Origin of the sequence: Pseudonocardia spirodelae (genome assembly GCF_037727765.1) — a bacterium.
GTDB classification, from domain to species: Bacteria; Actinomycetota; Actinomycetes; order Mycobacteriales; family Pseudonocardiaceae; genus Pseudonocardia; species Pseudonocardia spirodelae.
This window is the reverse complement of record NZ_JBBJUP010000019.1, coordinates 1-12,843: the sequence shown is the minus strand read 5'-3', so window position 1 is coordinate 12,843 and position 12,843 is coordinate 1. Positions and strand designations below refer to the sequence as shown.

Annotated in this window: 11 protein-coding genes and 1 pseudogene; 10 read left to right on the top strand and 2 right to left on the bottom strand. The window is 75.0% G+C overall.

Going from position 1 to position 12,843, the window contains the following annotated elements; translation table 11 throughout:
• Nucleotides 1–9: 9 nt before the first annotated feature.
• Nucleotides 10–1,818 (top strand): gamma-glutamyltransferase family protein, encoded by a 1,809-nt coding sequence (locus WJX68_RS20580; protein WP_340293520.1) that lies wholly within the window; start codon nt 10–12, stop codon nt 1,816–1,818.
• A gap of 69 nt (nt 1,819–1,887) precedes the next feature.
• On the opposite strand, the gene WJX68_RS20575 is transcribed toward WJX68_RS20580, so the two are convergent.
• Both WJX68_RS20575 and WJX68_RS20570 read right to left on the bottom strand, forming a co-directional pair.
• Nucleotides 1,888–4,701 carry an MFS transporter gene (locus WJX68_RS20575; protein ID WP_340293517.1) on the bottom strand — a complete coding sequence of 938 codons (2,814 nt, stop codon included), beginning with the start codon at nt 4,699–4,701 and terminating at the stop codon, nt 1,888–1,890.
• A complete protein-coding gene (locus WJX68_RS20570; RefSeq protein ID WP_340293514.1) occupies nt 4,702–5,262 on the bottom strand; it encodes a MarR family winged helix-turn-helix transcriptional regulator in 561 nt (186 codons plus the stop codon). It abuts the gene before it with no gap.
• Nucleotides 5,263–5,387: 125 nt separating this feature from the next.
• On the opposite strand from WJX68_RS20570, the gene WJX68_RS20565 reads away from it, so the two are divergent.
• The 9 genes and pseudogenes from WJX68_RS20565 to WJX68_RS20525 form a co-directional block, all read left to right on the top strand.
• Complete coding sequence (locus WJX68_RS20565; protein ID WP_340293511.1) at nt 5,388–5,666, top strand: DUF4326 domain-containing protein; 279 nt, start codon at nt 5,388–5,390, stop codon at nt 5,664–5,666.
• Nucleotides 5,663–6,886 (top strand): cytochrome P450, encoded by a 1,224-nt coding sequence (locus WJX68_RS20560; protein ID WP_340293508.1) that lies wholly within the window; start codon nt 5,663–5,665, stop codon nt 6,884–6,886. Before WJX68_RS20565 ends, WJX68_RS20560 begins: the two co-directional genes overlap by 4 nt.
• Before the next feature lie 45 nt (nt 6,887–6,931).
• Entirely contained in the window at nt 6,932–7,486 is a 555-nt protein-coding gene (locus tag WJX68_RS20555) for a hypothetical protein (RefSeq protein ID WP_340293505.1), read from the top strand.
• A gap of 210 nt (nt 7,487–7,696) precedes the next feature.
• Nucleotides 7,697–8,137: a hypothetical protein gene (locus tag WJX68_RS20550; protein WP_340293503.1), complete on the top strand. Its 441-nt coding sequence runs from the start codon at nt 7,697–7,699 to the stop codon at nt 8,135–8,137.
• Nucleotides 8,138–8,145: 8 nt separating this feature from the next.
• Nucleotides 8,146–9,024: a DNA-formamidopyrimidine glycosylase family protein gene (locus tag WJX68_RS20545; RefSeq protein WP_340293501.1), complete on the top strand. Its 879-nt coding sequence runs from the start codon at nt 8,146–8,148 to the stop codon at nt 9,022–9,024.
• Nucleotides 9,025–9,086: 62 nt separating this feature from the next.
• Nucleotides 9,087–10,268 (top strand): sensor histidine kinase, encoded by a 1,182-nt coding sequence (locus WJX68_RS20540; RefSeq protein WP_340293498.1) that lies wholly within the window; start codon nt 9,087–9,089, stop codon nt 10,266–10,268.
• 133 nt (nt 10,269–10,401) lie between these two features.
• Nucleotides 10,402–11,289 carry a S49 family peptidase gene (locus WJX68_RS20535; protein WP_422785751.1) on the top strand — a complete coding sequence of 296 codons (888 nt, stop codon included), beginning with the start codon at nt 10,402–10,404 and terminating at the stop codon, nt 11,287–11,289.
• A 172-nt stretch (nt 11,290–11,461) separates the two neighbouring features.
• On the top strand, nt 11,462–12,310 hold the full coding sequence (locus WJX68_RS20530; RefSeq protein WP_340293492.1) for a LytR/AlgR family response regulator transcription factor: 849 nt from the start codon (nt 11,462–11,464) through the stop codon (nt 12,308–12,310).
• Nucleotides 12,307–12,843, top strand: a pseudogene (locus WJX68_RS20525) (hypothetical protein); the annotation flags it as partial. The gene WJX68_RS20530 and the pseudogene WJX68_RS20525, both read left to right, overlap by 4 nt.

Sequence of the window (12,843 nt, the reverse complement as noted above, 5' to 3'; positions counted from 1 at the left end):
GATGCGGGCGTGGCACCCAGAGGACACGACCGGATCGGGCCGCACGGCGCCGTCAGCAGCACCCACCATCTCGGCACCGCCGCCGCGGCGACCGTGCTCGCCCGCGGCGGCAACGCCTTCGACGCCGCGGTCGCCTGCGGGTTCGTCCTGCAGGTGGTCGAGCCGCACCTGTGCGGGCCGGGCGGCGAGTTGCCCGCGGTGTTCGTCACCGCGGCCGACCCCGTGCCGAAGGTGCTCTGCGCCCAGGGCGTCGCCCCGGCCGCCGCGACCGCGGCGCACCTGCGCGGGCTGGGCTGCGAGATCGTGCCCGGCACCGGGCTGCTGCCCGCGACCGTCCCGGGGGCCTGGGACGGCTGGCTGACCCTGCTGCGCGACCACGGCACCTGGGAGCTCGCCGACGTCCTGGAGCCGGCGCTCGGCTACGCCGCCGGCGGGTTCCCGCTGGTCCCGCGGGTGCCCGCGGCCATCGGCACGGTCGCCGACCACTTCCGGGAGCACTGGCCGACCTCGGCCCGGACCTGGCTGCCCGACGGCCGCGTCCCGGAGCCCGGCGAGCTCGTCCGGCTGCCCGCGCTCGCCGCGACGTGGCGCCGGCTGCTCGGCGAGGCCGTCGGACCGAGCCGCGAGGCGCGCATCGACGCCGCCCGCGACGCCTGGTACCGCGGGTTCGTCGCCGAGGAGATCGGCCGCTTCGCGCAGACCCCGGTGCGCGACGAGACCGGTCGCGACCACACCGGCCTGCTCACCGCCGACGACCTGGCCGGGTGGTCGTCGCACTACGAGGACGCGCTCGTCGCGGACGCCGGGTCGGGCTGGTCGGTCGCGAAGTGCGGGCCGTGGTCGCAGGGCCCGGTCCTGCTGCAGCAGCTCCGGCTGCTCGCCGGACTCGACCTGGAGCTGCCGGGCGGCGTCGCGACGGTGGAGACCGTGCACGCGGCCGCCGAGGCGGCGAAGCTCGCGTTCGCCGACCGGGAGGCCTGGTACGGGCCCGGCGCGGACGCCGGCCTGCTCACCGACCTGCTCGCCGACGACTACACCGCGGCCCGTCGCGGCCTGCTCGGCCCGGAGTCCGACGGCGGGCTGCGGCCCGGCTCGCCGGGCGGGCGCGAGCCGCGCATCGGCCGCTACGCCGCGACCCCGGGCGCGGCCCGCGGGACGGGCGTGCAGGGGCCGGGCACCGGCGAGCCGACGGTGTCGCGCGACGGTGTCGCGCGCGGCGACACGGTGCACGTCGACGTCGTCGACGCGGCCGGGAACATGATCTCGGTGACGCCCTCGGGCGGGTGGCTGCAGTCGTCGCCGACCATCCCGGGGCTGGGGTTCTGCCTGGGTACCCGCGGCCAGATGTTCTGGCTGGAGGACGGTCTGGCCAGCTCGCTCGCCCCCGGCGCCATGCCGCGCACGACGCTGTCGCCGTCGCTGGCGCTGCGCGACGGCGAGCCCGCGCTGGCCTTCGGTACCCCCGGCGGGGACCAGCAGGACCAGTGGCAGCTGTGCTTCCTGCTCGCGCTGGTGCACGGCGGGCTGGACCTGCAGGCCGCGATCGACGCCCCGGCCTGGCACTCGACGGCGTTCCCGGCCTCGTTCGCGCCGCGCGGCTGGGAGCCGCACGGGCTCGTCGTGGAGTCCCGGCTCGGTGCGGACACCCTCGCCGGCCTGACGCGCCGCGGGCACGCCGTCTCCGACGCCGGTGCGTGGGCGCTGGGCCGGATGTGCGCGGTCGGGACCGGTGTCGCCGTCCCGGGCGGCGGCGGTCCGGGGACGCTGCACGCGGCCGTCGACCCGCGGTCGGGGGTCGGCGCGGCCATCGCGCTGTGAGACGCGGGAACGCCCCGGCCCCCCGAGCGGGGGACCGGGGCGTTCCACGTGGAACCACGGACGGGTGGCTCAGTGGCGGGCCTCCCCGCGCAGGCCCTGCTCGCCCTCGCGGACGTGCCGGCCGTTGCCGTTGTGGGCGCCGTTGCCGTTGCCCTGCGGGCCGGCCGGGGGCCGGGTCTCCAGCGGGAGCGGGAACTCCACGTCGGAGTGCGTGACCCGGCCCGGCTCCAGGGCCACCACCGTCGCGACCGGGGCGTAGCCGCTGGTCGCGAGGGTGTAGCCGCCCGCGGGCAGGCCCTCGAAGGTGAAGGTCCCGTCCGGCCCGGACAGCCGCGACCCGACGACCGCACCCTCGGCGTCGATGAGCGTGGCCAGCGCGTGCGCGACCGGGTGCCCGTCGGGGGCCGCGGTGACCCGCCCGGTGAGGCGGGACCGCTGCGGCAGCCGCAGGTCCTGCACGGCCGTCCCGGAGGCCGGGACCTCGACGCCGACGGCCACCGGGTCGACACCCTCGCCCGCCGCGGTCAGCGTGTAGCGCCCGGCCGGGACGCCGTCGAGGGCCCAGCGGCCGCCGTCGCCGGAGCGGCCGGCCGCGGCGACGTCGCCACCGTGGTCGATCAGCGAGACGGTCACCCCGGGCAGCGGGGTCCCCGCGGCGTCGAGCACGGTGCCGCGGATCCCGCTGCCGCCGGACAGGCGCACGTCGTGGCGCACGGGCTCGGTGCCGACCGACACCGTCGCCGCGTGCGGCGCCACGTCGGCCGAGGCCGTGACGACCAGGAACCGCCCGGGGTGGTCGACGGCGACGCGGTAGTGGCCGTCGCCGTCGGTGGTGGTGCGCCCGACCTGCTCGCCGGACAGCCGGGTGACGGTCACGACCGCGCCGGTGACCGGCGCGCCCGACCCGCCCTGCACCCGTCCGGAGACGGCCGGGCCGGCGCCGTTGCGGGTGTGCTGGTGGTCCAGCCCGGCCGCCGCGGCGGCGTCGCCGACGGTCCCCGGGTGCGGCCGGGGCGAGGGCTGCGACGGCGCCCCGGACTGCGGCTGCGGTGCCGGCGCGCCCTGCCGGGTGACGACGGGCAGCGGGGTGGTGGGCGGCGCACCGGCGCCGGGCTCCTGGCCGTCACCGCGCCCGGCCGGGGCCGGCGACGGCGCCGCGGACGTGACGTCGGCGGTCGGCGCGGACGCCGGGGCGGTGCCGGAGCCCGCGGCCTCGGCCCGGGCGGCCTGCGCACCGGACATCGTGCGCAGCGGCAGCTCCTTGACGAACAGCACCAGGACGAACGCCACCGCGATCACGCAGGCCGCGATGAGGAACGCCAGCGTCATCGCGCTGGTGAACCCCTCCTGGAACGGGGCGGCCAGCCGCGGGTCGATCCGCTGCAGGAACGAGGAGTCGGCGAGCACCGAGCTCGACAGGCCGCCGGCCTGCCCGGACTGCAGCGCCCCGACGACCTGCGCGTTCGCCGGGTCGGCGGCGACCGACGGGTCGGTCAGCGCCGAGCGGAACGCCTCGGTCCCCAGCGCGGAGCGGATCGCGTCGGCGATCTTGTCGCCGGCGGTGGAGAACACCACCGACAGGAAGATCGCGGTGCCGAGCGTGCCGCCCATCTGCCGGAAGAACGTCACCGAGGACGTGGTGACGCCCATGTCGCGGGCGGGCATCGCGTTCTGCACGGCCAGCACCAGGGTCTGCATGCACAGACCCAGGCCGAGCCCGAGCAGCGCCATGGTCAGGTCGAGCTGCCAGATCGGGATCGACGGCGTGACGGTCTGCCACAGCAGCACCATCGCGACGGTGATGAACGCGGTGCCGATCACCGGGAAGATCTTGTAGCGGCCGGTGCGCGAGGTCAGCTGGCCGGAGGTGATCGACGCGACCATGATCCCGCCGACCAGCGGCAGCATCATGAAGCCGGCCTCGATCGGCGTCGCGCCGTGCACGATCTGCAGGAACTGCGGCAGCAGCGCGATGCCGCCGAACATCGCCATGCCGATCAGCAGGTTGAGCAGCGCGGACAGCGAGAAGATGCCCGTGCGGAACAGGCGCAGCGGCAGCAGGGCCGCGTCGCCGTAGGCCCGCTCGGCCAGCAGGAACAGCAGCAGGCCGACGCCGCCGATGACGTAGCAGACGATCGAGGACGTGGAGCCCCAGCCCCACTCGCGGCCCTGCTCGGCGACGATCAGCAGCGGCACCAGGCACAGGGTCAGCGCGAGCGCGCCGGGCCAGTCGATCCGGGCCGGTCGCGGGACGTGCGGGATGTTCAGCACCCGCTGGACGACGACCAGCGCGACGAGCCCGATCGGCACGTTCACCAGGAAGATCCAGCGCCACCCGTCGATGCCGGCGATGGAGTCCACCCCGGACAGCAGGCCGCCGATGACCGGGCCGATGACGCTCGACGTGCCGAACACGGCGAGGAAGAAGCCCTGGTAGCGGGCCCGTTCACGGGGCGGGACGATGTCGCCCAGGATGGTCAGCGCCAGCGACATCAGGCCGCCGGCGCCGAGGCCCTGCAGCGCGCGGAACGCGGCGAGGGAGTACATCGACCAGGCCAGGGTGCAGGCCACGGACCCGATCAGGAAGATCGTGATCGCGGTCATGAACAGCGGCTTGCGGCCGAAGATGTCCGACAGCTTGCCGTAGAGCGGGGTGGTGATCGTGCTGGTGATGAGGAAGGCCGTCGTCGCCCACGCCTGCAGGGAGAGCCCCGACAGGTCGTCGGCGATGGTGCGGATCGCGGTCGAGACGACCGTCTGGTCCAGGGCGGCCAGGAACATGCCCAGCATCAGTCCACCCAGGACGGTGAGGATCTGCCGGTGCGTCAGCTCGCCGTCGCCGGTGGCGGCGGGGCGCTGCGCACTGGCGGCAGCGGTGGACATTCAGGACTCCTGTGCTTCGTAGGTCTGGTAGTCGTCGAGGAAGCGGCCGAGCATGCCGGTGAGCGCCTGGCGGTCGTCGGGGCTCCACGCGGCCAGGACGGTGGCGATCGCGCGGGCGCGGCGCCGTCGCTCGGTCTCGATCACCCGGATCCCGTCCCCGGTCGCGGCGAGCAGCGAGGCGCGTCCGTCGCCGGGGTCGGCGCGCCGTTCGACGAGGCCGGACTTGACCAGGGCGGACACCTGTCGGCTGATCGTCGAGGGGTCGGAGTGGAACGCGGCGGCGACCTCGCCGGCGCGCTGCGGACCGCCGAAGTGCAGGTGGGCCAGCACGTGGTAGCCGGCCATGTCGACGATCATCTCGGGGCGGTGGCGCTCGGCGGAGCGCTTCACCTGGCGGATGAGCAGGAACAGCTCGCGGACGACGGTGTCGGCGAGCTCGAGCTCGGCGTCGGTGGGTTCGGCGTCGGTGGGTTCGGCGTCGGTGGGTTCGGCGTCGGTGGGTTCGGCGTCGGTGGGTTCGGCGCCGGTGGGTTCGGCGCCGGCGACCTCGGCGGTGGCCATCGCGGTCCCCCCTTTCGGTGGTGCATGTATCACGCAACTAGTTGACTCTCGCAAGGATGCGCTGTTGCGTTACGCAATGCAAAACGACCGGCCGTGTTCTGCGCCACTCGACTACGGTGCGGGACGTGAGCACTCCACGGCGGATCCGGCTGCGTCGCACGAAGGGGTGGCGCAAACCCGACGGCGCGGTGCTCGTGACCCGGCCCGGGCCGTGGGGCAACCCCTTCGACGTGCGCGAGATGGGCCGCGAGCCCGCGATCGCGGCGCACCGCCGCTGGCTGGAGGAACGCCCCGACCTGGTCGAACGGGCCCGGCAGGAGCTGGCGGGCCGGGACCTGTGCTGCTGGTGCGCCGAGGACGTCGCGTGCCACGCCGACACGCTGATCGAGGTGGCGAACCGGTGAGCACCCCCGACGTGTTCGACCCGCGGGTGTTCGCCCGCGGCGTGCCGCACGACGCCCTGCGCCTGCTGCGCGACACCGCGCCGGTCTCCTGGCAGGACGAGCACGCCGTCGGCCCGTGGCCCGCCGGGCCGGGGTTCTGGGCGGTGACCCGCTACGACGACGTCCGCCACGTCCTGCGCGCCCCCGACGACTACTCCTCGTCGCTGGGCGCCACGCAGATCCGCGACCCCGACCCCGCCGACCTGCCGTTCCTGCGCCGGATGGTGCTCAACATGGACCCGCCCGAGCAGGTCCGGCTGCGCACGCTGGTGACCGGCGCGTTCACCCGGCGACGGCTGGAGACGGTCGCGGCCGCGGTGCAGGCCCGCGCGGACGCCCTGGTCGAGGCCGTGCGCGGCGACGGCGGCTGCGAGCTCGTCTCGGCCGTCACCGACGAGTTCCCGCTGCAGAACCTGTCCGACCTGCTCGGCGTCCCGGCCGAGGACCGGCCGAAGCTGCTGCACTGGACGAACCGTGTGATCGGCTACCAGGACCCCGACCACGCCGCGGAGACCGACGGCCCGCCGGTGAACCCGCGCTCGCCCGCCGCGCTGGCCGACATGTTCGGCTACGCCGACGAGCTCGCCGAGCGCAAGCGCGCCGAGCCCGGCGACGACGTGATGACCGCCCTCGTCCGCGCCGAGGTCGACGGCCGCCGGCTCACCGGCCCCGAGCTGCACATGTTCTTCTTCCTGCTGGTCATCGCGGGCAACGACACCGTCCGCAGCGCGCTGCCCGGGGCGGTGCTCGCACTCGCCGGGCACCCGGGTGAGTACGCCCGGCTGCGCGCCGACCCCGGCCTGCTGCCGACGGCGGTCGAGGAGCTCCTGCGCTGGCACCCGCCGGTGCTGACGTTCCGGCGGACCGCCACCCGCGACCACGTCCTGAACGGGACCGCGATCGCGGCGGGGGACAAGGTCGTCGTCTACCACTGCTCGGCGCACCGCGACGAGCGCCGCTTCCCCGACCCGGACCGGCTCGACCTGGGCCGCACCCCCAACGAGCACCTCGCCTTCGGCCAGGGCCCGCACCTCTGCCTGGGCGCGCACTTCGCCCGGATGCAGATGCGCGCGTTCCTCACCGCGTTCCTGAGGCTGCCGCCCGTGCGGATCGACGGCGAGGTGCGCCGCCTGACGTCGAACTTCATCAACGGGACGACCCGGCTGCCGCTCGCGTGGTGATCGCTCGCTAGCGTTCACGCACCGCGACCGGAAGGACAACGGACCGTGCCGTTCGCCCGCCACCTGACCGGACCGGCACTGCTGGTCGTCACCGCCGCGCTGCTGGCCGGCTGCGCGCAGCCGGGACAGCTGGGGCACGAGCCGGCCGCCCCGACGTCCGACGGGACGACGGTCACGATCGAGCAGACCGACCGGGGCGCCCCGCCGACGACGTCGGTCGCCGCGCCGGACGGGAACACACCGGCGCGTCCGGTCACCGGGGCGACCGAGCCGCAGGGTCGCGTCGAACGCCCGGTGGAGATCGCGACCCCGGGTCCCGCGGACATGCTCGTGCGCGAGGAGACGCTGCTGCCCGGCGAGTCGACCGGCTGGATCCGCCACCCCGGCACGATGCTCTCGGCCGTGCGCGGCGGGACGGCCACGGTCGTGCGCGCCGGCCGATGCGAGCCGCAGACCTTCGCGACCGGTGAGGCGTTCTTCCTGGGCGACGGCGAGCCCTCCCTGGTGCGCAACGACGGCACCGTCCCCGTCCAGCTCCTGCGCTCGGGGCTCCTGGCCCCCGGCCTCCCCGAGCGCGAGCCCGTCGACCCCGCCTGCTGACCCGCCGCGTCCCCCGGGTACGCCACCCGCACCGCCCGCCGCGCCCGCCGCGGCCCCGGGGGGTGCTCCCAGGGGCACCTTCGTGGCGCTCTAAGCCCCGAAGGTGCCCCTCGGGGCGTCACGGGGGTGGAGCGGGCGCGTGGACGCTCGGTTCTGTCGGGCCGGTGTGGGAACATCGGCGGTGGTAGCGGGTGCAGGGGAGCGGACACCTTGACGACGAAGACGGTCATCGCGGCGGACTACCGTGAATGGCAGGTGAGCCGGCGGATCGAGTGGACCACGCCGGCCGTCGGTGACGAGTTCGAGCACGACGTCGACGCGGGCAACGGCGCGGTCGTCCTGATCCTCTCGACGCTGGTGTTCTTCTGGATCGTGCTGATCGTGTGGGCGCCCAGCGGCGTGGTCTTCCCCTGGTTCTACTGGCTGGTCGTGATCGTCGGGCTCGGGTTCTTCCCCTCCCGGTGGCTGCTGCGCCGGCCGTACACGATCACCGCCAAGACCCAGGGCGGCTACGACCTGCCCCCGGAGAAGTGGACCGGCATGGTCCGCGGGCTGTCGACCGCGCGCGAGGAGACCAAGGTCGTCGTGCGCAGCCTCAAGAACCGCTCCACGCCCGGCCACGCGGACAGCCCGCTGCAGCCGATCAACTAGGAGGCGCGGTGCCCGAACTGCCCGAGGTGGAGGCCTTGGCCCACCACCTGCGTGAGCACGCCGTGTACCGCCCGGTGGCCCGGGTGGACCTCGCCTCGATGAGCGCGCTGAAGACGTTCGACCCGCCGGTGTCGGCGCTGGCCGGGCGGGTCGTCACCGGGGCGTCGCGGTTCGGGAAGTTCCTGTCGCTCGACTTCGCCGACCGGCCCGACGACGGTCCGCTGCACCTCGTCACCCACCTGTCGCGGGCCGGGTGGCTGCGCTGGCACACGACCGCGGGCGTCGCCCCGCCCCGGCCGGGCCGGGGGCCGCTGCAGCTGCGCGTGCACCTCGACCAGGTCGGGGGGCCCGGGTTCGACCTCACCGAGCAGGGCACCCAGAAGCGGCTCGCGGTGTACCTCGTCGCCGACCCCGCGCAGGTCCCGGGCATCGCGAAGCTGGGACCGGACGCGCTGGAGCTCTCGCGCGCCGGTCTCGACGAGCTGCTCGACGGCGACACCCGCCGGCTCAAGACCGTGCTCACCGACCAGCCGACGCTCGCGGGCATCGGCAACGCCTACTCCGACGAGATCCTGCACACCGCGCGGCTGTCGCCGTACGCGACGGCCGCCCGGCTCGACACCGCGGGCCGGGACACGCTGTTCGAGGCGCTGCACGCGGTGCTGACCGATGCCGTCGCCCGGTCGGTGGGCCAGGGCGCGGCCGAGCTGAAGGGCGAGAAGCGCTCCGGGCTGCGGGTGCACGCCCGCACGGGTCTGCCGTGCCCGGTCTGCGGCGACACCGTGCGCGAGGTGTCGTTCGCGGAGAGATCGTTCCAGTACTGTCCGACCTGCCAGACCGGGGGGAAACCGCTCGCCGACCGCCGCCTGTCCCGGCTGGTGCGCTAGTGGCGGGCGCGGGAACGGGGGTGCGCGCAGTCGTGGACGGGACGACGACCCTGACCCCTTCGATGGCACTGCTGCTGGTGGTGGCCGTGGTCGTCGGCGTCGTCGCGGTGTTCGTGTTCCTGTGGCAGCGCAACCGCCGCAACACCAAGGTCTCCCCGCTGGCCAAGGCGACATTCTCCGCGCTGCACACGGTCGCGCTGGCCGCACCGGTGCTGCGCGAGGGCCTGTCGTCGCGCTCGGCGTCGCAGGCGCTGCCCTACCTGCGCCAGCTGGTCGAGACCACCGCGATGGCGATGACCGACTCCCGCGGCACGGTGCTCGGCTGGGACGGCACTGCCGACCAGCACCAGCAGGACGTGCAGACGCTCGCCGACACGGTCGTGCGGACCGGGCGCATGGAGCTGATGAGCCACACCTCGATCAAGTGCAACCAGCCGGGGTGCGAGGTGCGCGGGATCGTCGTCGTCCCGCTGGAGAGCGACGGCAACATCATCGGCACGCTGGCCGCGCTGACCCCGTCGACGGCCGGCCCGCCGGTGCTGCGGGCGACCGGCGAGGTCGCGCGCTACGTGTCCAGCCAGCTGGAGCTCGCCGAGCTGGACGACTCCCGCGCCCGGCTCAACCGCGCCGAGGTGCGCGCCCTGCGGGCCCAGATCTCGCCGCACTTCGTCTACAACGCGCTCACCACGATCGCGTCGTTCATCCGCACCGACCCCGCGCGGGCCCGGGAGCTGCTGATCGAGTTCGCCGACTTCACCCGCTACTCGTTCCGCTCCGCCGGGGAGTACACGACGCTGCTCGACGAGCTCAACAACATCGAGCGCTACGTCCGGCTGGAGAAGGCCCGCTTCGGCAACCGCCTCAACATCAAGCTGCAGATCGACCAGGAGGTGCAGAACGTCGTCCTGCCGTTCCTCGCGCTGCAGCCGCTGGTGGAGAACGCGGTGCGGCACGGTCTGTCCGGCAAGCCGAACGGCGGCACGGTCACGATCCGCGCGGAGAACGCGGGGTCCGAGTGCGTCATCGTCGTCGAGGACGACGGTGTCGGCATGGACCCGGCCCGGCTCGACGAGGACCTCGACGACGCCCACCTGTCCGGCGCGCACGTCGGCCTCGGCAACGTCGACGACCGCATGCGCTCGGCCTTCGGGGACAACTTCGGCCTGGTCGTGGACACCAACATCGGGGCCGGCATGAAGATCACCCTGCGGGTGCCGAAGTTCCGGGCGGGCATCCGCGCCTGATTCGGTGCCCGCGGGCGGGACCCTCCGCCGGTGCACTGCTCCACGCGGGTGAAGGAGGTCACGCCCCGCTGTGCCGATCCGGTCACACCCCGTCACCCACCGCTCGCGCGTACGGTGGTGTCACATGGACGTCCTGCGCATTCCCGCGGCCGTGACCTCCCGTCTGCCCGGCAAGCTGGGCGAGACGGTCGGCGCCGTCGGTGCTCCGGTGGTGTCGGTCGTGCGGCTGCAGGGTGTGATCAGCGCCCAGGCGGCGCCGGTCCCGCGCCAGGTGCTCAACCTCTCCTCGGTCGAGAAGACGCTCGAGCGGGCGTTCGCCCCCGAACGGCTCGCCGCCGTCGCCCTGGTGGTCAACTCGCCGGGCGGCTCGCCGACCCAGTCCCAGCTCATCGGTGACCGCATCCGGTCCCTCGCCGCGGAGTCCGAGGTGCCGGTCCTCGCGTTCTGCGAGGACGTCGCGGCCTCCGGCGGCTACTGGCTGGCCTGCGCCGCCGACGAGATCTACGCCTGCTCCACCTCGATCGTCGGCTCGATCGGCGTCATCAGCGCCGGGTTCGGGCTCGACGGCCTGATCGAGCGGTGGGGCGTGACGCGCCGGCTGCACACCGCGGGCGGGTCGAAGTCGCGGCTGGACCCGTTCCTGCCGGAGAAGGCCGAGGACGTCGCCTGGCTCACCGACCTGCAGGAACAGCTGCACGAGCGGTTCACCGCCTGGGTGCGGGAGCGGCGCGGCGACCGGCTGGCCGGTGACACCGAGCTGTTCGACGGCGAGGTGTGGCTCGGGGAGCGCGCCCGCGAGCTGGGGCTGGTGGACGGCATCGGCACGGCCCACGACGTGCTCACCGAGCGTTTCCCGGACGCCGAGCAGCGCGTCGTCGAGCAGCGCAGGCCGCTGCTGGCGCGGCTGGGCGCGGGCGGTGCGGCGTCGCTGCCCGGGCTGCCCGGCGGCGTGGCGGCGGCGGGGCACGAGCTGCTGGGCGCGCTGGAGGCACGGGCCGCCTGGGCGCGCTACGGGTTGTGATCCGGATGACGGGGCGTCCCCCGGTGGAGCTGCTCCGCGTGTCCGGGCGGTCACCGATCCGGTTCGTGCCCTGGCATCCGGCGCGTCGGCACGTCACCATGGTCGCGGCGCCGGGCGATCATCGAGCGGATGGGCTTCCCGGCGCATGCTGAGGAAGCAGGATGAGGAGATCGTGGACAGCAACGACACCACTCGCGGACTCGTCGTGCTCGCGGTGGACGACGAGCAGCCCGCGCTCGAGGAGATGGCCTTCCTGCTCGACGAGGACCCGCGGGTCGCCACGGTCCTGAAGGCCGGCGAGTCCACCGAGGCCCTGCGCATCCTGAACGGCCGCCGGGCCGGTGCGGCCGCGGCCGCTGGGCCGGGCGGCGGCGGCGACGTCGCCGACAGCACCGACATCGACGCGGTGTTCCTCGACATCCGGATGCCCGGCCTCGACGGCCTCGAACTCGCCCGGGTGCTGAAGAACATGGCCGTGCAGCCGGCCATCGTCTTCGTGACCGCGCACGACGACCGCGCGGTCGACGCCTACGACGTGGGCGCCATCGACTACCTGCTCAAGCCGCTGCGCACCGAGCGGCTCTCCGCCGCGCTCGACCGGATCCTCTCCACCCGGCGCAGCGGCCCGGTGGAGCCGGTGCGCGAGGAGAGCGGCGGCGACGACGAGGTGATCCCCGTCGAGCTGGCCGGCACCACCAAGCTCGTCCCGCGCTCCGCGGTGCGCTACGTCGAGGCCCAGGGCGACTACGCCCGGCTGCACACCACCGAGGGCAGCCACCTCGTCCGGATCCCGCTGTCGGTGCTCGAGGACCGCTGGCGCGACGCCGGATTCGTGCGCATCCACCGCTCGTTCCTGGTCGCGTTGCCGCTGGTCACCGAGCTGCGCCTGGCCGGATCCGGCTACGTCGTGCGGATCGGGTCCGGCCCGGAGACCGCCGAGCTCCCGGTCAGCCGCCGGCACACCCGTGAGCTGAAGGACCGGCTCGTCCGCGCGACCAAGCAGGCGTGGAGCCAGAGGTGAGCAGGTCCACCGGCGGCGTCTCGCCGTCGGTGCGTCCGCAGTCCGACCGGGCCGCGGACGACTCCCACGAGGGCCGCGACACCGGGTCGCGACCCGCGGCGCCGCCGCGTGCGGACGAGCCCGCACCGTGGCCCGTCCCCTCGGGCGAGCCCGCGGGCGGGCCCATCCCCGCGCAGCCGCGCGGCTCGTTCGCCTCCGGCCCGCACCGGCGCCCGGCCGGCCCCGCCGACCCGCAGGCGCCCGCCGCGCCGCCCCACGACACCGCCGCGGGCGACGGTGGCGCGCCCACCGGCCGCGCGGCGCGCCGGGCCCGGCGCGAGGCGGGCGACACCCCCGGCGACGACGGCGGCTGGCTGCAGGCCGAGATCGCCCGCCGCGTCGCCGACCGGGCCGGGTCCACCGGACGGCACGCGCGCGTCGACCCCTCCGCCGCCGGCGCACCCGCGCCCGTCCCCCCGGCGGCCGCGGACCCCGCCGACGACGAGGACGACGACGTCCCGGCCCGCCCGGCCCAGCACCCCCGCACCCGTCTC

Bases quoted from the DNA above. Each gene is read 5' to 3' on its own strand.
- WJX68_RS20540 (WP_340293498.1), top strand. From the start codon at position 9,087: ATGGCACTGCTGCTGGTGGTGGCCGTGGTCGTCGGCGTCGTCGCGGTG.
- WJX68_RS20575 (WP_340293517.1), bottom strand. From the start codon at position 4,701: ATGTCCACCGCTGCCGCCAGTGCGCAGCGCCCCGCCGCCACCGGCGAC.
- WJX68_RS20570 (WP_340293514.1), bottom strand. From the start codon at position 5,262: ATGGCCACCGCCGAGGTCGCCGGCGCCGAACCCACCGGCGCCGAACCC.